This is a genomic window from Aliidiomarina indica (assembly GCF_015354615.1).
GTDB classification, from domain to species: domain Bacteria; phylum Pseudomonadota; class Gammaproteobacteria; order Enterobacterales; family Alteromonadaceae; genus Aliidiomarina; species Aliidiomarina indica.
This window is the reverse complement of sequence record NZ_JACAVQ010000003.1, coordinates 68,996-95,672: the sequence shown is the minus strand read 5'-3', so window position 1 is coordinate 95,672 and position 26,677 is coordinate 68,996. Positions and strand designations below refer to the sequence as shown.

At 49.8% G+C, this 26,677-nt stretch carries 19 protein-coding genes; 14 read left to right on the top strand and 5 right to left on the bottom strand.

Annotated features, from left to right (window positions below; translation table 11 throughout):
• Positions 1-143: 143 nt before the first annotated feature.
• Positions 144-1,616 (bottom strand): BcsE family c-di-GMP-binding protein, encoded by a 1,473-nt coding sequence (locus HXZ99_RS06200; protein ID WP_194756414.1) that lies wholly within the window; start codon positions 1,614-1,616, stop codon positions 144-146.
• Between the two features lie 207 nt (positions 1,617-1,823).
• Here HXZ99_RS06200 and HXZ99_RS06195 point away from each other — a divergent pair, with 207 nt between their 5' ends.
• The 9 genes from HXZ99_RS06195 (at position 1,824) to HXZ99_RS06155 (ending at position 15,145) form a co-directional block, all read left to right on the top strand.
• The gene (locus HXZ99_RS06195) at positions 1,824-2,081 is read left to right on the top strand and encodes a hypothetical protein (protein ID WP_194756413.1); all 258 of its coding nucleotides are present in this window, start codon (positions 1,824-1,826) and stop codon (positions 2,079-2,081) included.
• Entirely contained in the window at positions 2,078-2,851 is a 774-nt protein-coding gene (locus HXZ99_RS06190; RefSeq protein WP_194756412.1) for a cellulose synthase operon protein YhjQ/BcsQ, read from the top strand. The genes HXZ99_RS06195 and HXZ99_RS06190 overlap by 4 nt, the downstream gene beginning before the upstream one ends.
• A gap of 4 nt (positions 2,852-2,855) precedes the next feature.
• Positions 2,856-5,450, top strand: coding sequence for a UDP-forming cellulose synthase catalytic subunit (bcsA, locus tag HXZ99_RS06185; RefSeq protein WP_194756411.1), 2,595 nt, complete (start codon positions 2,856-2,858; stop codon positions 5,448-5,450).
• A complete protein-coding gene (locus tag HXZ99_RS06180) occupies positions 5,443-7,695 on the top strand; it encodes a cellulose biosynthesis cyclic di-GMP-binding regulatory protein BcsB (RefSeq protein WP_194756410.1) in 2,253 nt (750 codons plus the stop codon). The genes bcsA and HXZ99_RS06180 overlap by 8 nt, the downstream gene beginning before the upstream one ends.
• A 23-nt stretch (positions 7,696-7,718) precedes the next feature.
• Complete coding sequence (locus tag HXZ99_RS06175; protein WP_194756409.1) at positions 7,719-8,903, top strand: glycosyl hydrolase family 8; 1,185 nt, start codon at positions 7,719-7,721, stop codon at positions 8,901-8,903.
• On the top strand, positions 8,890-12,162 hold the full coding sequence (locus HXZ99_RS06170; protein WP_194756408.1) for a cellulose synthase subunit BcsC-related outer membrane protein: 3,273 nt from the start codon (positions 8,890-8,892) through the stop codon (positions 12,160-12,162). Before HXZ99_RS06175 ends, HXZ99_RS06170 begins: the two co-directional genes overlap by 14 nt.
• 109 nt (positions 12,163-12,271) lie before the next feature.
• Positions 12,272-13,291 (top strand): Vgb family protein, encoded by a 1,020-nt coding sequence (locus HXZ99_RS06165; RefSeq protein WP_228517727.1) that lies wholly within the window; start codon positions 12,272-12,274, stop codon positions 13,289-13,291.
• Between the two features lie 20 nt (positions 13,292-13,311).
• Complete coding sequence (locus tag HXZ99_RS06160; RefSeq protein WP_194756407.1) at positions 13,312-13,845, top strand: choice-of-anchor V domain-containing protein; 534 nt, start codon at positions 13,312-13,314, stop codon at positions 13,843-13,845.
• 94 nt (positions 13,846-13,939) lie between these two features.
• Complete coding sequence (locus HXZ99_RS06155) at positions 13,940-15,145, top strand: EAL and HDOD domain-containing protein (protein ID WP_194756406.1); 1,206 nt, start codon at positions 13,940-13,942, stop codon at positions 15,143-15,145.
• Here HXZ99_RS06155 and HXZ99_RS06150 read toward each other — a convergent pair.
• Positions 15,142-16,011, bottom strand: a complete 870-nt coding sequence (locus HXZ99_RS06150; RefSeq protein WP_194756405.1) for a hypothetical protein — start codon at positions 16,009-16,011, stop codon at positions 15,142-15,144. The genes HXZ99_RS06155 and HXZ99_RS06150 overlap by 4 nt on opposite strands.
• A 164-nt stretch (positions 16,012-16,175) precedes the next feature.
• Between HXZ99_RS06150 and HXZ99_RS06145 the strand changes: the two genes are divergently transcribed.
• Complete coding sequence (locus HXZ99_RS06145; protein ID WP_194756404.1) at positions 16,176-17,129, top strand: YeiH family protein; 954 nt, start codon at positions 16,176-16,178, stop codon at positions 17,127-17,129.
• A gap of 19 nt (positions 17,130-17,148) precedes the next feature.
• Here HXZ99_RS06145 and HXZ99_RS06140 read toward each other — a convergent pair whose 3' ends face one another.
• The 3 genes from HXZ99_RS06140 to HXZ99_RS06130 all read right to left on the bottom strand — a co-directional run bounded on the left by HXZ99_RS06140 (position 17,149) and on the right by HXZ99_RS06130 (position 18,767).
• Positions 17,149-17,766: a glutathione S-transferase family protein gene (locus tag HXZ99_RS06140; RefSeq protein WP_194756403.1), complete on the bottom strand. Its 618-nt coding sequence runs from the start codon at positions 17,764-17,766 to the stop codon at positions 17,149-17,151.
• A gap of 48 nt (positions 17,767-17,814) precedes the next feature.
• Positions 17,815-18,276 carry an EVE domain-containing protein gene (locus HXZ99_RS06135; RefSeq protein WP_194756402.1) on the bottom strand — a complete coding sequence of 154 codons (462 nt, stop codon included), beginning with the start codon at positions 18,274-18,276 and terminating at the stop codon, positions 17,815-17,817.
• A 107-nt stretch (positions 18,277-18,383) separates the two neighbouring features.
• Positions 18,384-18,767 carry a hypothetical protein gene (locus HXZ99_RS06130; protein ID WP_194756401.1) on the bottom strand — a complete coding sequence of 128 codons (384 nt, stop codon included), beginning with the start codon at positions 18,765-18,767 and terminating at the stop codon, positions 18,384-18,386.
• 163 nt (positions 18,768-18,930) lie between these two features.
• Between HXZ99_RS06130 and HXZ99_RS06125 the strand changes: the two genes are divergently transcribed.
• The 4 genes from HXZ99_RS06125 (at position 18,931) to HXZ99_RS06110 (ending at position 26,287) form a co-directional block, all read left to right on the top strand.
• Entirely contained in the window at positions 18,931-19,350 is a 420-nt protein-coding gene (locus tag HXZ99_RS06125) for a hypothetical protein (RefSeq protein ID WP_194756400.1), read from the top strand.
• Positions 19,351-19,422: 72 nt separating this feature from the next.
• Positions 19,423-20,733 (top strand): TolC family protein, encoded by a 1,311-nt coding sequence (locus HXZ99_RS06120; RefSeq protein ID WP_194756399.1) that lies wholly within the window; start codon positions 19,423-19,425, stop codon positions 20,731-20,733.
• Positions 20,730-22,592: an efflux RND transporter periplasmic adaptor subunit gene (locus HXZ99_RS06115; protein WP_194756398.1), complete on the top strand. Its 1,863-nt coding sequence runs from the start codon at positions 20,730-20,732 to the stop codon at positions 22,590-22,592. The genes HXZ99_RS06120 and HXZ99_RS06115 overlap by 4 nt, the downstream gene beginning before the upstream one ends.
• Positions 22,589-26,287, top strand: coding sequence for an efflux RND transporter permease subunit (locus HXZ99_RS06110; protein WP_194756397.1), 3,699 nt, complete (start codon positions 22,589-22,591; stop codon positions 26,285-26,287). Before HXZ99_RS06115 ends, HXZ99_RS06110 begins: the two co-directional genes overlap by 4 nt.
• Positions 26,288-26,677 lie beyond the last annotated feature (390 nt).

Genomic DNA, 26,677 nt, shown 5'->3' with positions numbered 1-26,677 from the left:
GATGTAGTGGTTTGTTAGCAGCGGGCCCAAAATTGAATTTCGAGAATTCTGCCTTAAGCGCGCGAAAACATAACCTACGATAATGCCACAAATAAACGCTCCGGAAACTATATAAATTAGCAGTGATTCAGGCATACCTATCCTTATAAATACGACGCTTTACGAACCCGTGACGGTGTTTGTTCGTGATCTTCGGTGCGTTTGCTCGCGGTCTGTTGCTGTTGAATCAATAAACTAAGATCCTTTGAAGGATGCAGTTTCTCATCAGCTTCGAGGGCATCGCAAGCGTCTAATATCTGACCGTGTCGCGCTAAACGTTTCTCTTGTTTAAATAAACTGGCCGCCGGAATGCCAAAACTCATGAATAAAACGTTGCCCACATCGGTTTCGCGGCAGCCGTATAAAAACAAGAAAACTTTACCATGAGACACAGTAATGATGTCACCGGGACGACGACTGCCAAATCGACGCACCAGGGTTAACGGCGTTAAGCCAGTAGCAACATCGGCAGTGATCAATATGGTATCCAAGGCCTGGCGCTCGGCCTTTTTTTGTAGGTTTCGTGCTTTGCTCGCAAAGGTGAGGGGCGGCATATATCCGCGCGCATCATCGATTAACTGCGACGTTTTTAAATCTTCAAAGGTTTCCGGAAGACTTTGCGTGTACTCAAAGCCGATGGTTGTCTCGGCGAAACTCACCACACTTCGGGTCGATAACTCAGAAGGCAGAACCAAAGTCGCGCCTGCGGAAATGAGAAAACGCTCGTCTTGTAATCTCAGTGACTCATCACGCGCTCGAATTAAAATACGCAAATAGGGGCCCGCAAACTGACGAAGTTCAAAGGTACGACGGGCAATATCTGATAACTCTTGACGATTACTTAAACCGATGACGAAAACGGCGTCGGCGCCGTCGCGAGTGGCTTCACGAAAATCGCTGGTAGCGGATAAACGTTGCCACTCAGAAGGGAGAAACTCGCCGTCCTCGATGGCGTTATCGCAGAAAAAGCGCGGCGCTTTGTCACCCAATAGTTCGCCAGGAGAGCGTTCAGTTTTGTGGGTCGCAAGCTCGAATCTGTAGTTGCCATTATCTAACAGAACCTCGCGGATATCCCAGTTCCAACGGTGTAAGGAATACCCATTAAACCAGAATTGAACGCTCCAACGCCAGTCGGGTTGCCCTTGAAACACGAAGTGCATGCTTGTGAAACGGCGCGCTGAAGTTTCCAAAAATGCTGTTAACTCCCGGCCATCGATTTCACCAAGTCCAAGCACCACCAATAGCTTTTGATTGCGGACGGCCCAATGCTGCAACCGGGCAAAAAAGTTGTCAGTGAGTAAGTTATGCTCAATTAATCCAGGGCTTTGAAAGTTCAGATGCAACACCACGACCTTTTCATGCTGCACCGTGCGATCTATCGCATCGAGAATACGGGTCGCTTTAAAGCTTCTAAAGTGCTTCCATTCCGCTAAGGTAAGGGCGCTATTTTTATCAATGTCTGGAATACGTCGTTCGAGACGCTGAATGTCTTCGGCACTGGCTAACATAAGGGTCGACTGTTGCGTAGCAAACAATGTCAGCAGGTGATCAATCCATGCGGAGGATTGAGTAATCACGCAGTGGGCCTCCTCTCCTCGCATGGGTGGAAGCTTTTGTGTGATGTTGGGAAACATCTGTTGCAGCGTAATCACATAGAACTCCAATTAACAGCGGGTAATGCGAGCCAGTTTGCGGATATATGCTGATTTACATCCTAGCTAGTTTCCAAATTTTATTCTAAGCTTCCCATAAGCATAGAACAAACAAAGAATTATCCAAATTATATGAAACCATTGTGGGTTCAGAAGAATTCGTCGTCGCTCACTGAAGCTGAACCTGATTTGGCTGCAGATATTAAGCGTTTGCGCAGTATTGTAAATAAATTTGAGTCGCCTTATGTGGAAATCCAACATCAGCAAAGGGTGACTTCAATTCGTTCCAAATGGCCTTTATATGCGCTCGACTTATGCGATGTTTCTGCCCACCACTCCGCGTCGCAGCCATCTGCTGTGAATGACAATACAGAGGTGGAGACGTCATGAGGATCATTGGCATCCAAAACTTAGTCGGCGGTGCGGGTGCGACAAGTATAGTGGCAGGCTATACGGTTGCCTTGAATGAAATGGGTGTGCGCGCAATAGCCCTTGATTTGCAAGAAGACAACCAGCTTCAGTTGTTGTTCGGACGCGCGCTCTCCGATACCAATGGCTTAGCAACAGATGAATCGGCATCTTTGCAGGATTATTTATATGAAACCCAAGCGGGATACCCATTCATCCCTATGGGCCTACAGTCGCTCTCCTCGCCTGAGCAACAATCACAATTAGTCGACAAATTAGAACAGCTGATTACGCCTGTACTGACCCAAACCGATCGGGTCTTGATTCTTGATGTGCCGGCAAGCAAAGGACCTTTGCAAGATTGGGCCTATCGACATGCGGAGCTGATGATTAACGTGGTTCAGCCAGAACCGCGGGCGCCGGGTGCTTTGCTCAGGTTTGCTGCCGATGCGCGAGCGCGGCAGCAAACGGCTAACTGCGAGTCTATGGTGTTATTTAATGGCGTTGCGCCGCAGTTGGAATTAAACAAAGACACGCTCGATTATTTACGCTCGCAACTTCATCCAAGCACCGTGATTCCGGTGATGGTGCATCGAGATCAACATATTCCGGAAGCATGTGCACGCGCCATGCCGGTTTTTGAGTATGCCCGGCAAGCACAATCTTCGCGAGATTTCGACGCGCTCGCCTTGTGGACTTTGTCCTTTATGCCAGAAATTGAGCAGGTGAACCTTCAGGCCTCGGAGACATAAGGTGATGGTGTTGATGGTACGGCAACACTGGTTACAAGCGCGTCAAACGATGACACGGCCGCGCGCGCTTACGCATCTGATTGGGTTGTATTTCGAGATTTTATTTATACATATTAGTACGTTAGATGCTTCTTCGCGCACAAAAATGAAAGGAAGTGATGCACTTCGGTTTTGGTTTCCCCATGTAAACTTCAGTCATTTAAAGCCCTTAGACCCGATTCGGGTGGTTCTGCAATTGTTCTGGCTCATCTTTTTCAGGCAAACATCGGACACACCTGAACAAAGCCGAATAAGCAAAACCTGGGAAGAAACCCGTGCGTTTTTCCAACGCCAGAGTCAAGCTGGGCAGAGTGTGTGGAGCAAAATCATAAAGCCGTTTTATATGAATCGTGCCCTCACGGTCATTCGTAGCTTTGGTGAAGTGACCCAATATGCATGGCTCAATACCGCCACCTTGCGTATTCTCGCTACTGTGTTTGCTTCGGTACTCGTCGCTTTTACCATTACCTTACCGATGGATGCCACCTCTCAGGCGGTCATGCTGCTTTTTTTCTGGGCGACTGCGTTGTGGGTTCGCGATGTACAAAAGCGTGGGGCGCTTTTGCTGATGGTGGTGCTTTCGGTGTTGGTCAGTACCCGTTATTTATACTGGCGAATCACCCAAACCATCAATTGGGATGTCCCTATGGACACCTTTTTGAGTCTGCTTCTGTTGAGTGCAGAAGTCTATGCTTGGACAATTTTGGTGTTAGGCTACATTCAGACCATTTGGCCGTTGGAGCGAAAAGTGGCAGGCTTGCCTGCAGATGTTGATCAATGGCCTTCTGTGGATGTGTATATTCCTACCTATAACGAACCGCTGCACGTGGTTCGGCCAACCATACAAGCTGCATTAGCAATGGATTGGCCCCAAGATAAAATTAAGGTCTATTTGCTGGATGACGGTAAACGTAGTGACTTTGCTGAGTTTGCCAAAAAAACCGGTGTAACCTATATGGTGAGGCCGGATAATTCTCACGCCAAGGCGGGTAATTTGAATCACGCACTCAAGAAAACGAGTGGCGATTTTATTACTATTTTTGATTGTGACCATATTCCTACCCGATCGTTTTTGCAGTTGGCGATGGGCTGGTTTATGACCGATAGCAAATTAGCCTTAGTGCAAACACCCCATCATTTTTTCTCGCCGGATCCCTTTGAGAAAAACCTCACCATGTTCCGCAGTAAGCCGAACGAAGGTGAGTTATTTTATGGCTTAATTCAAGATGGGAACGATATGTGGAATGCATCGTTTTTCTGCGGCTCATGTGCAGTACTGCGACGAGGACCACTGGAGGAAGTGGGCGGTATTGCGGTGGAAACGGTGACTGAAGATGCGCATACCGCTTTAAAAATGCATCGATTAGGCTACACCTCTGCGTATCTTAATATTCCCCAAGCCGCTGGGCTTGCCACTGAAAGCTTGTCAGCTCATATCGGACAGCGAATGCGGTGGGCGCGGGGAATGGCGCAAATTTTCCGACTTGATAACCCATTGCGGGGTAAAGGGCTTAATTTAGGTCAACGCATTTGCTATGCAAATGCCATGTTGTACTTCCTGAATGGCTTTCCGCGTCTAATTTTTATGCTAGCACCCTTGGCTTTCCTGTTGCTTCACAGTTATATCGTCTTTGCACCGGCCATTATGATTGCTCTGTATGCATTGCCCCATATCGTTCATTCCTATCTGACCAACTCACGAACACAAGGGCAATATAGGCACTCTTTTTGGGCAGAAATGTATGAAACCGTACTGGCGTGGTACATCTTTCGGCCTACCACAGTGGCGCTTTTCTTTCCGAAACACGGAAAATTTAATGTCACTGCGAAAGGCGGCATGACCCCTAAAACATACTTCGACTGGGAAGTGTCTCGGCCCTATGTTTTTCTAGTTTTGCTGTGTTTAGTGGGTTTTTCATTCGGTATTTGGCGTCTCTTTACTGGACCTTCCGATGAATACTTAACGGTCGCACTCAACTTAGTATGGGTGTTGTACAACTTAATTATTTTAGGTGGCGCCGTGGCCGTTGCGGAAGAAGCGAAGCAGGTTCGGGCGTCGCACCGTATTAAAGTGGATCGCCCCGCGTCTATGGTGACAACAGATGAACATGTTTTTGCGGTCGATTTAATTGATTATTCTGATGTGGGTGCGGGTTTAAGAGTGCCTCGAGATTGCGATATTGAGCCGGGCGATAAAGTACAGATTTTGATGACCGATGGACCCAGTCATCAATCATTTAATGCATCTATAGTGAGTCGTCGTGGTGAATTGGCAGGGGTGATGTTTCAAGTAGATACAGCTGAACAGCAAGCGTCATTGTTGCGCGCTACATTTTCGCGAGCGGATGCGTGGGTTGGCTGGCGCGATACCAGTCAACAGGAACGACCCATGTCGAGCTTTAAAGAAGTGCTAGCAATTGGGGTAAGAGGATATAAACGCATGGCATTACAATTTGCTCCTATTCTTATACCAGTATTTGATATGGTAGAGAAAATTGGAGACTTTCTTCGTTCATTGTTGCCACATATTCCAGAATATAAGGAAGACACAGATGCATAATCGAATTCAAAGCGTAACTGTATGGACGCGTACTGTGTTGTTTCTTATCTGTGCGAGTATGGCTGCGGTTACCGCAAGTGCTCAAGAAGATGATTGGCCACCGGTATTGGACAATGAAATCTTTGATCTGCCAGAGCACCAAAATCAATGGACTTTTCGAGAGCTTGTTGGAGAAACGGCGTTACGCGTTGATGGCATGGCAAATCGAATGACGCTGGGATTCGGTAGCCGCATGGATCAAATAACGACCGGTGGCGCGCTTTATCTCACCTATTCTTATTCGCCCACACTTATTCGAGACACGTCGCAGCTGCGTATTCGTTTAAATGGTGAGCTATTACGCGCGGTACGTTTACCCGTTGCTCAGTCGGATCAGCGCCACCAGTTACGGATTGACCTGCCTGCGGAATATTTCGACCGCTATAACGAAATAGAATTTGAATTGCTCGCGGAAACCATGGGCGCCGAGTGTGCGGTGGTTTCACCAGCAGCATGGCTCGAATTTTCCGGTGATAGCCGAATTGAGGTGCAACGTCGGCAGCTACTTGTTACCAATGATCTGTCTTGGTTCCCAGAGCCATTCTTTGATGAGCGCGATTTTTCCCGCCTGCATGTGCACTATCTATTTCCTGACGACAGCGGCCGCGAATACATAGCCGCGATGGGCTTGTTGTCTTCGTACTTTGGGAAAGTTGCCAATTGGCGCAGTTTGGAGCCCCATTTATATCGTTACCCAAGCCACGTGGAAAGAGAGCACGAAGTTCGCCCTTGGCCTAATCATCACGCCATTGTACTTATGACCAATGACGAGCGACCGTGGTTATTGCGTGATATGCCGGCAGTGGATGGCCCAACTATTCGCATGATCACAAATCCGGTGAACCAAGCGTATAAGATGCTATTGGTGCAGGCGCCCGAACGCGCGGGCCTTATTACTGCGGTGCAAGGCCTGATAGAGCATCCAGCGGGAATGAGCGGACCAGAATTGGTGGTCCGTAATGTGAATGTCGCACCTCGGGAGCCATACTCAGCGCCGCGCTGGATATCAACCCAGCGTCCGGTTACGTTTTCAGAGTTGGTTGATTTTGAAACAGACCTGCAGCGCTCAGGTTACCGAAATAGCCCAATTGGTCTGAATTTGCGCCTTCCACCCGATCTTTTCACGTGGCAACGGCATGGTATTCCTATTGATTTGAAGTTCCGTTACACACCGCCAATTCAAGTTGATGAGAGTCGTTTACGGGTATTTGTAAACAATGAATTTATTAAAGGCTATACCCTGACGGAATCTGGGTTAGGCGGGGTGAATCAGCGAATTCGAGTGCCATTGCTAGAAAATAATCCGTTTGCCCAACCGACGTTACAAATTCCTGCGTTCAAGCTAGGCGCGATTAACCGTCTTGATTTCGAGTTCTCGTTTAGCTCACACAGCGAAGAATGTCGAGTGCGGCCCATCGGTAATACCATGGGCGCCATTGATGGTGATTCAAAAATAGATTTACGCGGCTATGAGCATTATACGCAGTTACCAAATCTGCAATTGTTCGTGAAAACGGGCTATCCGTTTTCAGTTTACGACGACTTATCGAATACCTTACTGGTGATGAGTCGTGAACCCTCCGACACCGAAATGCGCGCGGCAATGACCACTTTGGGAATGATTGGCTCGGCGACCGGCCATCATGGGAGTTTATTGCGGGTGCGCTACGTGGATGAGCTAACCCGGAACAATAACGAAGACTTGCTGATTATCGGTGGCAATACCCTGCGTGAGTTTTTATCGCGCTTTGGCCGTTCAACCTTAGATCAGCAGCTACGCCATCACGGTCTTTCGGGCCAACAAAGTTTACTGTTCAGCCCTGAAGAAAGTGTTCAAATTAGTGGTCCGAGCGCGGCGTTGGTTAGTTTTGAATCACCTATTCAACGAAACGCCACGGTGGTCGCGCTAACGGCGAATCAGGATGAGTTCCTTGGTCAGGTGGAGTCGCTAATACGTTCTGCCGAACGCAATACCGATGTGGTTGGATTTATGACAGTGATCACTCCGGGTAGCGAGCGCCATTTGAATACCTATGACCCATACTACGTCGGTGAGTTAAGCTTCTGGAAACGCATGCATTTCCATTTATCGCGTTACCCAGTTTTGGTATCGGTGATCACACTCGTCGCTCTGATTACACTTGTGCTTATTTTGTATTGGTTCTTTGCAAGCATCGCGCGCCGTCGGGTAGGCGGTTCAAAATAGATGAAGGTTCCACATAGGTTGATATGGTGCTAAGGAAATGGAAAGGTCTTGCCGCTGGATTTGTGCTGGTATTGCTTGGATGCGAACCAGCGACAGTCCCTGTGGTGCAGGACACGCCTAAAGAACTTACCTTTCAGTGGCACTACGGGAACTTTGTCGATCATTTTATTGATCAAGGTCGGGTGATCGATTTTTCAGATCCCCGTTCGATCAGTACCTCGGAGGGCCAAGCGTACGGCATGTGGTTTGCGCTCTTGGCCGATGATCCAACAACCTTTTCAGCGCTTCTTGAATGGGCTGAGGATAATCTCGCGCGTGGTCAATTGGGCGATCAGTTGCCCGCATGGCTGTGGGGACAACGCGAGAACGAAAGTTGGGGAGTGCTTGATCATAATCCGGCCATCGATGCCGATATTTGGATGACCTTCGCGTTGTATGCAGCGGCAGAACGCTGGCAACGTCCTCGTTACCGCGCACTGGCGAATCGCATGAGTCAACTCATTCTTAGTGCGTCCACCAAGCAACTCGAGGAATATCGGGTATTGCTGCCGGCACCTTTCGGATTTGAGCACGACGACTACTTAATAGTGAATCCTAGTTATTTTTCGCTGACATTGTTTGATGGGCTTGCCGTGTATGCGCAAGAGAATGCATGGCGTGACATCACCGCTTCGAGTCGTCACATTTTTACCGCATTGGCGAATGAAGACTCCGGTGCAATTCCAGATTGGCTTGCCGTTGATAGGAGCCTCGCTATTGTCGCTAACGAACAATTATCCGCGGCACATCAAGAGTCGGTGAGTCGCGGCAGCTATGATGCGATTCGCAGCTACCTGTGGCTGCATTGGGATGCGGAGCAACAGAATGTCTTCGACGTCCGTGACCGCTTGCAGGCGTTAGTTGACTATGCACTTGCGCATGGCTACCCGCCCGAGAATGTTTACCGGGATGGACGTGCGCCCGATGGCGTCGGGTCGATAGGTTTTTCCGCGGTATTGTTACCTTATTTCAAGGGCTTGGACTCAGCAGGAGAAGCTCTCGCGCGACAGCAGAAAGACCGAATTTTAGCCCGGGATCCAGAGCGCTACCGGTTACGTTACTACGATACTATGCTGCTTATGTTTGGTTTGAGCGCTTTGCAGTGTGTTGAATTTCTTCCAGATGGTCGACTCAATGTAAGCGATGAGGTGTTACATGCGTGTCGTTAATTTTTGGGTATTCGCCCTGTTCTTACTTGTTTCGATTTCCCCTAGTTTAGCAACGACCGCCCTTGAGGATGAATCCATCCGCTTACTTGAAGAGCGCATTACCTATTGGTATGAACGGGGTCGTCCGGATCGCGTTGAAGGGGTTTTAGAGCAACTGCTTCGTGTACACCCGGGCCACCCGCGATTACTTGAAGTTCGCGCGTCATTGGCACTGCAGCAGCGCGATACGATGACGGGCCAACAAATTTATCAAAGATTACGCGAAGAGCATCCGAGCCATCCAGCGACGTTACGCTTGAGTGAATTGGTTGGCCTTACCCCAGAACAGCAACAATGGGTGGGTGACGCACAAATGTTTGCACTTGCCGGCCGCTATGACGAAGCTGCTGAGAAATGGAGAAATGCATTTCCTGAAGGGCCCGTTTCAACAGCCCTCGCGATTGAATTCTGGGAGACGGAAGCGAGAGCATCGGGGTCTCCAGAAGCGTTACAGGCGCTCGACCAACTGCAGTTAGACATGCCCCAATCGCACCGCGTATTTTTGGCGCGGGTGCGGGTTCGCTTACTCTATGGAGAGTTACGCCGCGAAGATTTGCAGCGGCTTACCAACCTTACCCAAGATAGCGTGCGTGGTCAGGAAGCGATTTCACTATGGGCGCGTATTGCAGCGCAAATGGCATCCGACAGCCCCCTGCTCGATGAATTGTCGCGAGTGGCCTCTCTGCATCCGCAAGAAGCCGAGATTTCAGAAGCTTATCAACGCTTACGCAGCGAGCGCGCGGAGCAAACGCGGCTAGCTCAAGATCCTGCATTTAATCGACAACAACGGGGCTTGCGCGCCCTTGAGGAAGGCGATCCACTGCAAGCCGAACGCTGGTTGCGAGATGCGTTACCTGAACGGGAGCAGGATCCAGATGTGCTAGGTGGTTTGGGATATGCCACCATGCGACAGGGTCGCCATAATGAAGCGGTGGTTTGGTTCCGGCGTGCTCACGCGGCAGATCCTGACAGCGGTGTATGGGCAGATATGGCCTATGTTGCTGAGTTCTGGCGCGACTTAGCAGTCTTTGATACGCAACTGGCAGCAGGAAATATCGAGCGGTCGCGCATCGCTTTGGCGCGTATACGGGCCCATAGCGAAGCAGAATTACAACAAGATGCCATTGCTATTCGAGAAGGTCGCCTTGCCCTAGCCGAAGGAAATACGGACCAGGCAGAGTCGGCTTTTCGCCAAGTGCTAAGCAGCACGCCCACATCTAGCACCACGGCGTGGTCGTTGTTTGGGATTTATCGGGATGAGCAAAATGTAGAAGCGATGGAATCTTACTATCAGTCCCTCACGCCCGAATTGCAACAAGAGTTGTCGAGCGAGTATCAACGGTTTCTGAGTAATCAGGCTCAATTAGAAGCGGAACAGGCATTGGCGCAAGGTGATGACGCAGCGGCGCACGAGCACTTGCTCGATGCATATACACGCACCCCAAACAACCCTTGGTTGGTGGCGGCCTTGGTGCAATCCTATGAACGTGTTGAACCCTCTCGCGCTCAAAAGCGGGGTGATGCCTTGTTTGAGCAACTGGTAGAAAACAATCCCGAATCAGATAGTTGGTTTGCTTACGGTTTGTACTTAGCGCGTAATGATCGCATTGGCGACGCTCAGTTTGCCGTGGACCAAATTCCGGTAGAGGAACGCACCGACGGCGTTGAGGCCTTAGCACTACGATTGAACGAGCAGGCCTTAGTGCAGGCGATGACCGATGACTGGCGTTCAGTATTGCGCTCGGATCCAGCGCTACTTAACGATGTTTCGTTAAATCGCTTAGCCCAATTTATTGGTCTGATGGCCGACGATGCCTCTCCTTCAGATCGCGGTTTTCTTGGTCATGTTCAGCAAGCAGTTCAGCGTGATTCAGGGGATCAACAGGCAGTTACTTATGCGGAGGCGAGCCGATTTGCGGAACAGGTAGGCGCTCGTGAACAAGCATTTGAGTGGTCCATGGCCGCGATTCGTATGCAACGGGAAGGGGTGTATGCAGATATTTGGCAGACATCCGTCACCGATGACTGGCGCGTACCAGGCTTACAGCGGCGAGCCCGTGCAAGTGCAGCAGAATCGGTGCTATATATCGGTGTGGATCATGCTGCAAAAAGTGGAACGCCGGGAATTACCGAGTTGGCCGCCACAACCTTGATGGTGGATTTGCGGGTACCCTTTTCAGAGCGGGACGGATACTGGTTCTTGCGCGTTGACCCAACGTGGATTGATGCTGGCGCCGCTGATTTAGATGATAATTTCTGGCGAAACCGTTTTGGCACCGGACTTCTCTGCGAAGTTGACTGTCCCACGGGCATACAAGATCGCAATACAGATTTTGGCGTGGCTGTAGGGTTAGGTGCCGATTTTGATGACTGGTGGATAGATTTAGGCACGAGTCCTTTAGGCTTTAATCGTTCTACTTGGGTGGGTGGAGTTGGTGTGCGTCGCTCACTTGGACAATTTGGGGTGCGTTTAAGCGCGCAGCGCCGTGTGCAAACGGCCACCATGATCAGTTTTGCTGGGATGGACGACCCTTTTTCAGACCGTCAATGGGGACCCGTCACTCGAAATGGCGTCAATTTAGGGACAAGTTGGGATCAAGGCGGCCGTTTTGGTTGGTGGGGAAGCTTTGGTGCTGATTACTTCGAAGGTCGCAACGTTCAGTCTAACTCCCGTTGGTATGCATATACCGGCGGTTACATGCGCGCTTATGATAGCGAGCCCTTGGCGGTTACCGTGGGGCTTACGACACTATTTTGGGGCTTCTCGGAAGATCTGAGTCAGCCAACCTTTGGTCATGGAAATTACTATAGTCCGCGCTCGTATCAGTCAATAAGTCTTCCCGTTACAATATTTGGACGCATTGATCGGTTCTCTTATTTACTTCGAGGGTCCATTGGCTTTTCCGATACCACATTGCACGAGCAGGTGTTTTTCCCCGGACATCCCGAGCTGCAAGATCAAGCGGAATCTATTCAGGGGGCCACCGGTATTACGCCAATTTTTGCAGCGGGTTCCGGCGGTGGTCGTAGCCACAGTCTAACGGGTAGCGTCGAATATAAGTTGAGTAGTCAATGGTATATCGGCTTGCAGGCCAATCTCATTCGATCCGATACGTTTTCACCGAATCAGGGATTACTGTATTTGCGCTATCATTTTGGAGGCTTTGATTGGCCCGTCGCAAGACCACCGGATCCGCCACAGCGTTACGTGGATCGCTGAACGATAGTGTTTCTGCGACAAACGTCTCTAGAGAACGCACGCAATCAGTGAAACCTCCACTACACTATGAAAACGCGTACTTTCTTCGCGAACATTTGTGGAGGACTTGATGATGGTTCGTTTTAACACACTGACTGGCTTGTGCTTGGGATTTGCCCTAACGGTCGGGCTATCGATGCCGACGGCACTTGCCCATAATCACAGCAATTTACACGGCGCCAGTCTGGAAATCACAGAATGGGAAGTACCTTATGAAGGGCCACGGTCCCGTGATCCCTGGGTCGGTGGATCAGATACGATTTATTTTGTCGGACAGCGGACTCATTATGTAGGGCGTTTAACGCCATCAACGGGTGCTTTCCATAAATGGGATCTTGAAGACGGCGCTGGGCCCCATACCGTTATTTCCGACCACCGGGGAGCGTGGTACGCAGGCAACAGAGCAAATCATCTCGGCTTTCTGGATGTAACAACGGGGGAAATTACAAAATTTTATCCGCCGGGCGATGGTCCTCGAGATGTGCACACGATGGATTGGGATAGCCAAGGGAACATCTGGTTCACAGAACAAGGTGGCAACCGCATCGGTTATTTCAATACCGACACTGAAGAATTTACCATGTACACCGTTGAGCGTCCGCGCTCGCGGCCTTACGGCATCGTTGTGCATGACGACCAACCCTGGGTTGTAATGTTAGGGACCAACCGCATTGCTACCGTGGTTGATGGTGAACTTCAGGAAATCGACCTCCCTCGAGAGGAAACGCGCTCGCGTCGGTTGGCGGTAAGTTCTAATGGCCATGTTTGGTATGCAGACTATGCAGGTGGTTACATTGGCCGCTATAACCCAAACAATGGAGAGATCCAGGAATGGCGCGCCCCTTCTGCCGATAACTCGCGTCCGTACGCTGTGGCGATGGACCAAAATGATGTTTTCTGGATTGTTGAAACGGGCGTGCAACCAAACCCCTTTGTTGGTTTTGATACAACCTCCGAACGCTGGACAGGGTCCTTTGACGTGCCCAGCGGCGCTGGCACCGTTCGGCACATGGTTTATGATGCAGACTCGCATAGCATTTGGTTTGGTACTGATGTGAATACTGTCGGCCAGGCTCGAATTAGCGAATAACCCCATGAACACGTGAATACATGAAGAAAACGCTGTTACTGATTGTGGGAGCTCTTGCTTATAGTGGCACTGCGGCCGCCTTCCCAGAAGGTGCGCCGGCAGGCCACACCGGCGCCAACAATCAGCAAGACTGTAGCCTGTGTCATTTTGCCGGGCCCGAACCTTCTGCCAAAAGTGGATTGCGCTTACGTGGGTTACCTGAACCTATCACGCCAGGAACCTTGGTGGAGCTTACCTTAGTCATGCTTGATCCCGAGAGTAAAGTAGGCGGATTTCAGGCGATGATCGAAAGTGGAGCTTGGCAGACGTCGTCTGGTCAGCAAGTGCTTACTCTCAATGGCGATGAGTATCTAACGCATACACAACCGGTATCAAGTGACGCAACTGATAACGGTGAAATGAAAACCCTATTCACTCTACACTGGCGTGTGCCAGATAACCTCACTACCTGCGCAACGCTATATGCCGCTGCCGTGGCTGCAGATGATGACGATTCCCCCCTTGGTGACAATGTCTACACATTGCGCCAGACGTTATGTGCGAATGAAGAGTGAACGAAACAATCGTTGGGGCAGTGACTAGCTTTAATGAGAAATTTCAGATAGGTTAATAAAACAACAACGAAGACTCTTGAATCAGGATATTTTTTTGGAATCTCAACTGTTTGCGGCTCAACCTATTTATGACCGAGCGGGAAGCATTTTTGCCAGAGAATTGCTTTATCGGCATGAAAGTGGTGCCACGGCGTTAGACGTCGGCGATACAGCGGCCACGAGCGAACTGTTGCATAATTTGTGTGCAGGTGTGATAGAGCAGAGTACTTTCTTTGACAACCCCATTTGTATCAATGTCTCCACGGAATTTCTTGAGTCTGGCTCATTCCTTCCGATAAAACCTGAACATGTCATTGTCGAGTTAGTAGAGCGAATTGAACCCACGCCCCACTTGGTGCGCGCTGTTCGCAACTGGGTCGATGCGGGATTTCGCTTTGCATTGGACGATTTTGAATTCAAATCCAGCTGGTTTCCATTGCTTGAATTGGCCAGCATTATCAAAGTAGATATTGAACAGACAACATTCACCGAAGTAAAGCTGCAGCGAAGTAAGCTAAGAGAACTGCCTGCGCTTTGGCTAGCTGAGCGCATTGAGGATGAAATAACCTATCAAGATTTTTATGATGCCGGCTTCGACTTATTTCAGGGATTTTTCTTAGGACGCCCAGAGATTATTCATGGCAAGCGAGTACCAGCGGGGCTTACAGAATTTGCAGCAGTTTTGACCCATACATTTCGCGAAGATCCTGACTATACGGCAATTGCTGATTTATTGATGAAGGATCCCATGCTGGTGCTTAACCTCCTGCGCATTGCAAATAGTCCGTATTATGGGGTGAGCAAACGTATTGAGTCAGTGCTTGAAGTGATTCTCTTAATTGGCTTAGAAGCGTTTCGAAAATGGGTTTTACTGATGATGCTTCTACGGCTAGGTAATGTTGCGCAAGTGCGAATCGTTTTGGTTCGGGCGCTTATGTGTCAGCACATGGCCGAAGCTCAAGGACTCGATAAGAAGGGAAGCGAGCAAGTATTTTTGGTTGGCTTGTTATCCGGAACCCAGCAAATGCTCGGTGTTGAGAAAGAAGCATTCTTAGCACAGGTTCGAATGACCGCATCTATTGAACAGGCAATTTTACGCCATGGTGGCGAAGCCGGTTCAATTTTAAGAACGGTTGAGCAAATTGAGAGCGCTTTTTATACAACCCATGGCGGCGATCTACACACCTCTGCTATCGCCCTGATGAACCAGTCTCAGCGCGAAGCAGAAATGTTGTTACGGCAGGTTAAACAAGGCGCTTAACGGTTTGGAACTGTCACTTTTCCGCTGACACGGTCATGGGATACCGAGCCGCTACCTTTACTGCGCAGTGTGAAGTCGCCACTGACATTGCGCACCACAACCCCGCCTGAGCCGACACTGCCAACGGTAACCGAATTGTTCACGTTGTCGGCACGAAATGAACCAGAACCAATAGTGCCCACGTTCACCTCACCCTCGATATCAGCCAGTTTAGCGCTACCAGAACCGATACTACCGATGCTAGCGCCACCCCGTATGCGCTCGGCATCAACATTGCCCGAGCCTATCGCACCAATGTCGAATCGGCCAAGATGACGAAGGGTTGCTTTGCCACTCCCCACGGTGAGTGAGACAGGGCCAGCAATGTCTTCGACGGTCATGGTACCGCTGCCCACAATCGCGTTAGCCTCAGCGAATCCGTTGATTTTTCCGGAACCTGAACCAACACTTGCATCCACTGCGAATAGCGCACTGAGATCACCCTTTACTTCAAAATAACTATAAGAACTTTTGCGCCGACTGAACCAACCACCCGACGTTCGATTTGACTGACCACCGTGATCTAGTTCTAATGTCGCCACACCCTCTACAACTGTCAGATCCGCTCCCATAGCATCCAAGCGAGCGTCATCAGATGCACAGAAGCGTACCTTGAGTTCACCATCGTCACCGCGACGGCCGCGCAAATCGAGTTTGTCTGGACCTATTCCAATCTGTAACCGCTGCGCTTGCTCAATGGTTAACGGGAAGGTTTTACTTGTGGATACATTACAACGGCTATTATCGGCATGGGCTGGATTCTTGGACGTAAAGTGAATGACCAAGGCGCCGACGCACAATCCAGCAACGAGATATTGAATTTTCATTGTGATTATCCTTTTCAAGGCACCCTGTGCGGCATGACACCTAGCGTAATCGGTACCGTTTAAGTTGCAGCGAAAGTATCGTGGCAAATGAATCAATCTGCAAGCGGCGAATTTGCAATAAAGTATGATTTAATAGGACTTGGAACTACAAGGGATGCTTCGTCATGCAAGTGGTCGCACTTAAACACATTGTTTTTTTGTTTTTCGCACTGCTCAGTTTAACTCCGTTAATCAGTTCGCCTTATGCGTTAGGCTTGGGCTTGCTGATGGCATTGTTAGGGTGGGTGCCGCCACAGGTTAATCCCTCGCAATGGGTTAAACGCCTGCTCGCCATCGCAATTGTTGGTCTCGGCTTTGGGGTAAATCTAACCGTTGCGCTAGAGGCCAGTGTCGGCCAGCTCGGTGTCTTAGTGATTGTGATTTTGAGCGCATTGATTCTTGGTTGGCTATTGATACGTTTGCTGCGCATGGAACCAACAACTGGGGCTTTAATTAGCGCGGGCACGGCGATTTGTGGTGGAAGTGCCATTGCAGCCCTGGCACCTGCGATTCGCGCCCGCAGTGAATATATTGGCGTGGCTCTCGCTTGCGTCTTTATATTAAATGCTATCGCACTCTGGATTTTTCCGGCGGTTGGGCACATGTTTGCGCTGTCTCAACAGCAATTCGGCATTTGGGCTGCGCTTGCTATTCACGATACATCATCGGTCGTGGCGGCTGCAGAGATTTATGGCGACGATGCGTTGGCAGTGGCAACAACCTTAAAGTTAACGCGGGCACTGGCCATCGTTCCTTTAGTTCTCGTTGCCGCCTGGTGGTATCGTCGTCAGCATCCGGAGGTTGATCCCTTAACGAGTACCCCAGCGATTCCTTTGTTTATTGTTTTTTACATTGTGGCAATTCTAATCGCGGAGTTTATTCCCCAAGGTGCCGTGGTGTATGACTATGCATTCCAAGGGGCGCGGCATTTACTCGCCCTGTGCTTATTTATGATTGGCGCAAGCTTATCGCTATCACGCATAAAGCAGGCGGGCATAAAACCAATTCTCGCGGCTACCTTGCTGTGGCTAGTGATCGCAAGTGGTACCTTGTTGTGGGTCTTGCATTTAGCGCCGTAACGCTGCTTATTGCCCAGGCTTAAACCTGGGCAGAAGCGCGAGCCGCTAAGCGATCGTGCCATGCTTGTAAATGGGATTGGGTCGGTTGAATGCGCACCTTCACAACCCGCGCAAACTGAACGATAGCAAATGCGTTTAAGTCGGCAGCAGATAAGCGCTCGTGACAAATAAATTGACGGTCTTGAAGATGCTTATTGAGGAACTCAAAAAAACGCTCGGTGGCATACTTGCAGTCTTCCCCCCACTCTGGAAAACAATTCATGCGGTCTTTGAAATAACCACTTGTATGTTGAAACGCCATACCTGTAGGCATCGCCATGTAAAACTCAATCCAACGCAGCCATTGCTCAATTTCTGCCTTTTCTAACGGAGTTTCCCCAAGCAACTTAGGTGATTCCGGATAAGCTTCTTCAAAATAACGGCAGATGGCCATGGTTTCGCTAATGCAGGTACCGTCACTAAGTTCAAGTACAGGCACTTTTCGCATGGGATTGCGGGCGGTGAATTCTGGCGTGAGATTTTCACCCTTCTGCAAATCGATTTGCACAAATTCGACATGCTCAATCAATCCTTTTTCTGCCAAAAACATTCGTACACGACGAGGATTTGGAGCGGTTGCTGTTTCGTAAACCTTCATCTTTATGTCTTCCTGTTATTTGTTGTTTAGATGCCCATGCGCAATGCGCTAAATATGCGCCAGAATGGCATTCCATTCGTTCTCGGTAAAGGGGATAACCGACAATCGATTACCCTTTTTGATTAACGGATTTTCTTGCATAGCGTCAATACCCTTTATCGCCTGTAAGGAGAGTACGCGAGGAAACTTGCGATAGAAAATCAGATCAACGGCACTCCAGCGCGGGTTACTTTTTGACGACTTATTATCAACATAATCTGAGTTCGGATCGAACTGACTGGGATCCGCGTAGGCGGTTTTTACCACTTCGACCATGCCAGCAATGCCAATGTCTTTGCAACTGGAATGATAGATAAACACCTGATCGCCGTGCTGCATCTCGCGCATAAAATTACGTGCTTGATAATTACGTACGCCATCCCAAGGAATCGCTTTGGTGGGATCGTGGGCAAAATCATCAATGCTACATTCGTCGGGTTCAGTCTTCATAAGCCAATACTGTCGAGCCATAAAAGCGATAATCCATGAAAAATGAGTCAGTATTCACTTTACCACCAATTCTTTTGAGCAAAAATAAAGGCAGCGATGATGCTGCCTTTAATACAAAATCTTGATGTCTATATTTGTGCGGTATCTGCAATATTGAGCATCGCGTAAATAATCATAAGAAAGCCTATGGCAGCGGCAACCCCGTGCGCCCAGACCAGAGGAACAGGGATTAACTTTTTCTTCCGATCATATTTAAAATGCATGATAAGACCGCCGATGGCGGCAAGCGCAATTAATACGATCCCGGTGGTCGCGGTAGGAGGGTAGCCTACGAAAAATGCGCCATATAGCAAAATGAGGAAACCTACAATCGCGAACGCCCCGTGCCACCAAACAAGAACAGGCGGAGGATTATTGCCTTTGCCAAAACGAGCAAATGCGAGCATGACGCCAATGATCATCGCGAAAAGAAAGAGGATAGAGGCAAGCCCCATAGCCATTGTTGCTGTCATTATTGTACTCCTAGTTAGGGTTTACTCTTAAAAGTAGACACAAAACCGCGATTTGTCAGGTATTTGCATAAGAATTAACGATCATTATAGTTGTATTGACAACTAAGCAGTTGCAAACCAGAAAACTCCGAGTATAGTGAAATAACTAACCTTAGGAGTTTTGATGCGGTTTTTGATTGTTATCGTCACAGTTTTTTCATTGTTGCTATTGCCTTTCTCGGGCAACAGCGCGGTGATGCCTGACGCACATTCAATGCCCAGTCAGCCAATAGTCGCTAGTGAACTCGCTGTCGATGACGCTGCACATTGTGAACTGATGGCAGCTCGACTTGCGGAAGTTCGTCAAGGTAGAAGCGCAGCAAGCGCTGAGCAAGCAACAGACTGTTGCGATGAAATGTCGGATTGCCTCACAGATTGTTCGACGGATTGTGGTCATTGTGTGATGTCAGGCCATGGCTGTAGCGCCGCTGCTGCCGCATTACAACTGAATAATCCAGTCGTTATGCATGACTCAGCAGTGAGTCGAACGTCGCTCTATTCGTTTACCCTCGCAAAAGCTACACCACCTCCAATTATTACCTGAATACATCGTTGAAGTTCGGTCGTTGTGATTATCACTCGTACCGATTGTGATTGATTGTTCAGGAGCTATTCCATGTATTTCTATCGTCACCCATTGCGCTGTTGCGCCTTGTTGGTTGTTATTGCACTGTCGGGCTGTGCCAGTTATCAGCCTGATTACTCGGGTATTGACGCTGTTCCAACGACTCAGCAGGCGCTGCCATTGCCAGTTGATGCGCACATCGCCGACTTAATTCGCTATGCGCAAAAGCATCATCCCCTTGTGCGAGCGGCACAAGCGGATCTCGAACGTGCAGAGGCCAACATGACGGCCTCTGGCGCCTTTATGGATCCGGAAGTCAGTCTAAGCCAAGGTTTAAATGATACGGGCTATCGTACTCTTGCAGTAAGCCAAGATATTCCTATTTTTCAACGCCGCAGTATGGCGATGGAACAAGCACGTGCTGAATATCGCGCCGGGCAGGCACGCTTGGCACAAGTGCAAGCGGATATTGCCGCAAATGTAATGACGGCATTTAGTGAATATCTGTATGTGCAAGAGAACGCAGCGCTGCAGCAAGAGCTGATTAGCTTGCTCAGCCACGTTGTACATGTTGTCGAACAACAATATGCCGCTGGTAATGGTGCGATGAGCGATCTATTACGGGCGCAGAACACTCTGGATGCAGCCCGCAGCGATTATGAAAACCTGAAGGCATTGTTGGTTTCCCAACAAGCACGCCTCAACAGTGCATTAGGCCGCGATGCACGGGCTGCGCTACCTGAGCATTTCTCTTTGCAAAAAACACATGAAAATTATGCGCAGTTACCTGCGCCTGAAGATGATTTGTATGCGCTCGCTCACGAACAAAACGCGACCTTGCTGGCAACACAATATGAACTTCAGGCACTCCATGTGGGTCGCGATGTGGCGAGCAGGGCAGGGCTTCCTCGGCTGATGCTCGGTATCGAATATATGGACACGGAGATGGGTGATGGCACATTCGCTGGGATGGTGTCGTTTTCGCTGCCGATTTGGCGTTCGAATTACCGAGCATTGCAAGAGGCTGCCAGCGCAAATGTGAAAAGTGGCGAAGCACGCCTACAAGCAGCTCGATTGGAAGTTCAGGCAGAGCTAAGTATGGCCTTGTATCAGTGGCGTGAAGCGGAGCGAGATCGTCAACTCTATGGGGAAGTTTTGGTAAGACGCGCAGAGCAAGCGGTGGCTTCAATTCTAAGTCAATACAGTAATAGCAATGCGAGCTTTGCAGATGTGATTGCCAGCCAACAAGAATGGTTGAGCTTTTCCTTAGCGTACCGCCGAGCGCTCGCTAATCAACTGGCCGCCGTGGCCACTATCCAATCATTAATTGTTCCAGCGACGCATGCTGAGGTGTCACCATGAAAAAGATAAATACCGTCAATGCCATTGCGGCCCTATTTGTTGTGATGGTTGTAGGTACCCTCGCATTGGGTATCGCATTCCAAACGCCTCCCCATGATCACGACCACGATCATACAGCTCAGGTTGACCATGATCATGCCGACCATAATGGTGCTGACCTGCAAGAGGCATTTAGTGCTCAAGCTCAGGAATATACCTGTTCGATGCACCCAAGTTTTCGCAGTACTGACCCGAATGAGCGTTGTCCTATTTGCGGTATGGAACTCATTCCGGTCGCCGCGGGTGGTTCGGATGACGAGTTTGTTCGCATTGAGTTTACCGGTCGCAGTCTCGCTCTTCTGGGATTGCAAACCGAGCCCGTTCAGCAGGGTACCGCCCATCATGAAATTCGGTTAACCGGCCAAATTGATTTTGATGAACGCGCGTTGACATCGATTAGTGCTTGGACCGGGGGACGAATTGAGCGTCTCTATGTGAACTACTCAGGCGCGCAAGTGGAAACAAACGCCCCCTTGGTTGAATTATACAGTCCGGACCTTTTCGTAGCGCAACAAGAACTGCTGCAGGCATATCGTCAGAGTCGCCAACAAGCGCCTGAGTTTCTGCGTGATTCTCAAGCGATGACACTGCGCGCAGCACGCGAGCGTTTGCGTTTGTTAGGTTTAAGCCAAACACAGATTGACCAAATCATTGAGCGCGGAGAAGCGCGCGACCGCGTCACAATTCGTGCTCCGAGCTCAGGATTAGTTGTCACCCGCAATGTCAGTCAGGGCGACTATGTCAATACCGGTGACATACTCCTTGAACTTGCTGATAGTCGCCAGCTGTGGGCGTTGTTTGAGGTGTTTGAGCGCGATTTGGGCTCTATCCAAGTGGGCCAATCCCTTGAATTCACACTTGGCTCACAGTCATCCGCGCTCTCTGGCGACGTGGTATCCATAGCACCTCGCATCGATGCGGAGCGACGGACTCGCACAGTGCGGGTAGCGATCAACCAAACAGAGGCTGGATTAGTTGCCGGGGCCTTTACCCGCGCCACTGTAAAAATCGAAGTCCCTGATGTACTGACAATTCCCAAATCTGCCCCATTAATTACCGGCAAGCGGGCGTTAGTTTACGTACAGACTGAAGCGCAAGGCGGAGAGTTTGAAGCGCGCACTGTGGAATTAGGGCGTCGTTTAGGTGACCGCTACGAGGTGCTCAGTGGACTGAGTGCAGGTGAAATGATTGTAAGTCGAGGCGCATTCCGCATTGATAGCGAACTACAGCTGCGCGGACGACCAAGCATGATGGCGCCGGAAGGTGGTGGTGCAACAGGCCATGAACATCATGGTCATGAAATTGACGCTGGCAATGGCCATGCGCACGACAGCCACGAAACTCATGCTTCACCAACAGACATGTCCGAACAGGTTAGTTTTGATGCGGAACTCCATGTAGAGGACGTATTCCAGGCCTATCACCACATGTGGGAAGCGCTTCATAGCGACGATTTAGGCGCGTGGCAAAACGCGGCGGAAGCCTTCTATGGGGAAGTCGCAGCGGTGCAGTGGTCTAGTTCGCTCAACGAAGTGCAGGATCTGCTTGAGCAGGGTATGGGGCATGCCCATCATGTAACCCGCATTGCAACTGCACGTGATCATTTCTTTGACCATTCTCGCGGCATGATTGCCTTGGCACAGGCCGGCTATCACCAAGGCGAGTTGCACCTGATGTTCTGTCCCATGGCAAGACGTGGGCAAGGGGCTTTTTGGTTGCAGCAAGATGATAGTTTGCTGAATCCATACTTTGGTGCGCAAATGCTCCGTTGCGGCGATCATGAAGGTGTTCTGCAGGGGCACGGGGGGCACCACGAATGATTCAGTGGCTGTTGCAAAACAAGTTAATTGTTGCGCTTCTGACGGTACTCATATTGTTTGCCGGCGTAGCGGTTGCACCCTTTAACTGGGATACATCGTTGCCGCGCTCTCCAGTTGCCGTGGATGCTATTCCAAACATTGGCGAGAACCAGCAGATTGTTTATACCGAATGGTCAGGACGCTCGCCGCAAGATGTAGATGACCAGGTAAGTTACCCGCTGTCGGTGCAATTGATGGGGGTTCCGGGTGTGAAAGATGTTCGTACGCTTTCCATGTTCGGATTCTCTAGCATTTCGGTGATCTTCCATGAAGACGTGGAGTTCTATTGGTCGCGGGCGCGCATTCTGGAGAAGCTTGCAAGCTTGCCTGCTGGAACATTACCGGATGGCGTTCAGCCAGCGTTAGGACCGGACGCCACTGGCCTAGGGCAGGTGTATTTATATACGCTTGAGGGCCGAGATCCTGATGGCCAGCCCATTGGCGGTTGGGATTTAGATGAGCTGCGCTCGGTACAAGATTGGTATGTGCGTTATGGTCTGCTTGCCGCGGAAGGTATTAGCGAAGTCGCGTCCATCGGCGGTTATGTTCGCGAGTATCAAATTGATATTGATCCTGACGCGCTCCGGTACTTTGACGTGACCTTAGAGCAGGTGATGGCGGCAGTTGCCGAATCAAATTTAGATATCGGCGCACGTACAACGGAGATCAATCAAGTTGAGTATATCGTTCGCGGTGTCGGTTTTATTAAATCACTGGCAGATATCGAACAAGCGGTTGTGCGTTTAGCGAGTGACAATACACCCATTCGCGTGTCTGACGTCGCCCAAGTAAACTTCGGACCTGCAGAGCGCCGCGGTGCTCTAGATGTCGCCGGTGCGGAAGCGGTGGGCGGTGTGGTGACAGTTCGTGAAGGCTTTAATCCACTCGCCGCGATTGAAAATACCAAGCAGCGTATCGATGAAATAGCACCAAGTCTTCCGGCGCGTGCCGTGATCGATTGGAGTGCGACAGATACAGCAGAGGTTCGCGCCTTCGCGCGTTCACAAGGATTGCCAGATTTTCAGATTGCCACGCTAAACTTTGACGATGCAGAACAGCAGCAATGGACTCAGTGGCTGCAATCGCATCCGCGCGAGCGCTGGCCCGAGTGGGTCAATTTAAGCAAAATTACCATCGTCCCGTTCTATGATCGCTCGACCTTGATTATGGAAACATTAGGGACGCTGAGTGATGCCCTCACGCAGCAGCTGTTAATTACCGCCGCCGTCGTTCTTCTTATGTTGCTGCACCTGCGCTCAGCGCTCACGATTGCCACCATGTTGCCATTGGCAGTGCTGATGACGTTTATTGGCATGCGCCTATTAGGTGTGGAGGCAAATATTGTGGCGTTGGCCGGGATTGCCATCGCCATCGGAACCATTGTCGATATGGGGATCATCGTTACCGACAATATACTCAGGTTGCGCAAGAAATTCCCTGACATAGATGTATCCGAATCGATCATTAAAGGCACGAAAGAAGTAGGGCCTGCAGTATTCACCGCGATTGCCACAACCGTGATTAGCTTTTTGCCTGTCTTCACAATGACGGGAGCCGAAGGGAAGCTGTTTACGCCATTGGCCTACACCAAAACCTTAGTGCTATTGGCTGCGATCGTCCTTGCACTCGTGGTTGTTCCAGTGATGTTACGGATCTTGCTGAGTGACCGACTGCAGAGAGTGGACCGTTGGTTAGAGCAACGTAAGCGCCTTTATCATGCATGTTATGTCGTGCTCACACTGGTGGTTTTAGTGGCACTATCGGGCCTGTGGGAACCCCTAGGTCCTGGCGCTGGGTCACTTCGCAATATTCTATTCGTTGGCTTTCTTTTTGCTGCTGTGGTGGGTGGGTTTTCCTTACTCATTCACTTCTATGAAAGAATCTTGCGTTGGTGTTTGCGATTTAAAGCGTTGTTCCTTGCGCTACCTACCTTGGTGGTTATCGCTGGTTTGGTGATTATGCCCGGTTTAGGGCGTGAATTTATGCCACCACTCGATGAGGGCTCGTTCCTGTTGATGCCAACAACCATGCCACATGCATCTATTGGTGAGGCACTAGACGTGCTGAGTCAACAAGATCGCGCTATTGCGGCAATTCCTGAAGTGGATACGGTGGTAGGGAAAATTGGCCGCGCAGAAACCGCGCTCGATCCCGCGCCAGTGTCCATGATTGAAACCATCATCAATTATAAAAGTGAGTTCAAAACGGATGAAAATGGACGTCGCTTAAACTTCCGCGTGAATCGGCAGGGTGAGTTTGTACGTGATGGTCGCGGTCATTTAATTGAAGATGCCCGCGGCCGACCTTACCGACAGTGGCGCGATCATATCCAAAGCCCGCGTGATATCTGGGATGAAATTGTGCGTGCGGCAGAAGTGCCGGGTGTGACATCGGCGCCGCGTTTGCAGCCCATTGAAACACGCCAGTTAATGTTACAAACCGGCATGCGTGCAGCGATGGGGGTGAAAGTTCAAGGGCCTGATTTGGCAACGCTTGAGCAATCAGCGCTGGCCGTTGAATCGGTTCTCCGAGAATCACCAGGGGTGAATCCTAATTCGGTCAATGCAGAGCGCGTTGTTGGGAGCCCCTACCTTGAGATTCATCTCGATCGTGATCAAATCGCCCGCTATGGGCTGCGAATAGAGGCGGTGCAAAATACCGTTGCTGCAGCTATTGGTGGTGTCGAAGTGACACGCAGTGTTGAGGGTCGCGAGCGCTATCCAATTCGGGTGCGTTATCAACGCGAACAGCGCGATGATATCGAGGCCATGTATAACATTCTGGTGGCAACACCCAATGGCGCGCAGGTGCCGTTGTCGGAGCTTGCTGAAATTCGCTTTGAGCGTGGTCCGCAGATGATTCGGTCGGAGAATACCTTCCTCACCGCCTACGTAACGTTTGGCGCAGCCAATGGCTTTGCGGAAGTGGAGGCAGTTGAAGCTGCTCGTGAACATCTTCAGCAAGCCCGGGATCGGGGTGAACTGCGTTTGCCAACCGGGGTGAGCTACACGTTCGCTGGGAGTTACCAACAGCAGCAAAGCGCCATGGAGACCCTCAAAGTCGTTATTCCGCTATCGCTTACGCTGATTTTCATCCTGCTTTATTTGCAGTTTAAGCAAGTGACTACCGCATTAATGGTGTTTAGTGGAATCGCGGTAGCTTGGGGTGGTGGTTTTATCATGCTGTATCTGTACGGCCAGTCGTGGTTTGCCAATTTCTCCATTCCGTTGATTACCCAAGGCGTGACTATGCGTGACATCTTCCAATTTGATGTTACCCATTTAAGTGTGGCGGTTTGGGTAGGATTCTTGGCGTTATTTGGCATCGCTGTCGACGATGGTGTGGTTATGGCGACCTACCTGAAACAACGCTTCTCGGAGGAGGCAAGCGATAGCATTGACGCCATTCGTGAACGTGTCGTTGAAGCGGGCTTGCAGCGCGTTCGCCCCTGCTTAATGACAAGCGCAACCACCATTTTGGCGTTGTTCCCGGTGCTTACCGCCACGGGTCGCGGTGCCGATTTGATGATTCCAATGGCAATTCCAACAGTGGGTGGGCTTACCTTCGTGGTACTCACCATGTTTGTCGTGCCGGTACTTTACAGCATGCGAGAAGAGTGGAGTTTGCGGCTTAAAGGATTAAATAAAGCGGCTTAAATTAGACATGACGAGGGTGTTTTCGTGATTTTTCAATGCGCACCCTCGTGATTAACCTAAGCCGATGCAGAAGTTACTTAGAAAAAAGCGCGTTTTTTAAACTTATTTGGCGTAACAGATAAATTGTTATTCATATTTGGAATATATATATGCACATACAACTTGCGATTAGGGAGGTGAGGCGGAACTTTAAAAACCGTTAAAACACACACAGTAAACACAGATAGTTATCTATACAAGTCGTAATTAAATCACGATTTGGGCGACCTTTTGTCAAAAAATATAATAAAAATAATAATTTACACCGCTAATTAGCGATAAATTGAAGTTGCATATACAACATAATGGCTGCTATGAATAGAAGTGCACGTTATAACAACATGGCATATG

Bases quoted from the DNA above. Each gene is read 5' to 3' on its own strand.
- HXZ99_RS06195 (WP_194756413.1), top strand. From the start codon at position 1,824: ATGAAACCATTGTGGGTTCAGAAGAATTCGTCGTCGCTCACTGAAGCT.
- HXZ99_RS06190 (WP_194756412.1), top strand. From the start codon at position 2,078: ATGAGGATCATTGGCATCCAAAACTTAGTCGGCGGTGCGGGTGCGACA.
- bcsA (WP_194756411.1), top strand. From the start codon at position 2,856: ATGGTGTTGATGGTACGGCAACACTGGTTACAAGCGCGTCAAACGATG.
- HXZ99_RS06180 (WP_194756410.1), top strand. From the start codon at position 5,443: ATGCATAATCGAATTCAAAGCGTAACTGTATGGACGCGTACTGTGTTG.
- HXZ99_RS06175 (WP_194756409.1), top strand. From the start codon at position 7,719: ATGGTGCTAAGGAAATGGAAAGGTCTTGCCGCTGGATTTGTGCTGGTA.
- HXZ99_RS06170 (WP_194756408.1), top strand. From the start codon at position 8,890: ATGCGTGTCGTTAATTTTTGGGTATTCGCCCTGTTCTTACTTGTTTCG.
- HXZ99_RS06165 (WP_228517727.1), top strand. From the start codon at position 12,272: ATGATGGTTCGTTTTAACACACTGACTGGCTTGTGCTTGGGATTTGCC.
- HXZ99_RS06160 (WP_194756407.1), top strand. From the start codon at position 13,312: ATGAAGAAAACGCTGTTACTGATTGTGGGAGCTCTTGCTTATAGTGGC.
- HXZ99_RS06150 (WP_194756405.1), bottom strand. From the start codon at position 16,011: ATGAAAATTCAATATCTCGTTGCTGGATTGTGCGTCGGCGCCTTGGTC.
- HXZ99_RS06145 (WP_194756404.1), top strand. From the start codon at position 16,176: ATGCAAGTGGTCGCACTTAAACACATTGTTTTTTTGTTTTTCGCACTG.
- HXZ99_RS06140 (WP_194756403.1), bottom strand. From the start codon at position 17,766: ATGAAGGTTTACGAAACAGCAACCGCTCCAAATCCTCGTCGTGTACGA.
- HXZ99_RS06135 (WP_194756402.1), bottom strand. From the start codon at position 18,276: ATGGCTCGACAGTATTGGCTTATGAAGACTGAACCCGACGAATGTAGC.
- HXZ99_RS06130 (WP_194756401.1), bottom strand. From the start codon at position 18,767: ATGACAGCAACAATGGCTATGGGGCTTGCCTCTATCCTCTTTCTTTTC.
- HXZ99_RS06125 (WP_194756400.1), top strand. From the start codon at position 18,931: ATGCGGTTTTTGATTGTTATCGTCACAGTTTTTTCATTGTTGCTATTG.
- HXZ99_RS06120 (WP_194756399.1), top strand. From the start codon at position 19,423: ATGTATTTCTATCGTCACCCATTGCGCTGTTGCGCCTTGTTGGTTGTT.
- HXZ99_RS06115 (WP_194756398.1), top strand. From the start codon at position 20,730: ATGAAAAAGATAAATACCGTCAATGCCATTGCGGCCCTATTTGTTGTG.
- HXZ99_RS06110 (WP_194756397.1), top strand. From the start codon at position 22,589: ATGATTCAGTGGCTGTTGCAAAACAAGTTAATTGTTGCGCTTCTGACG.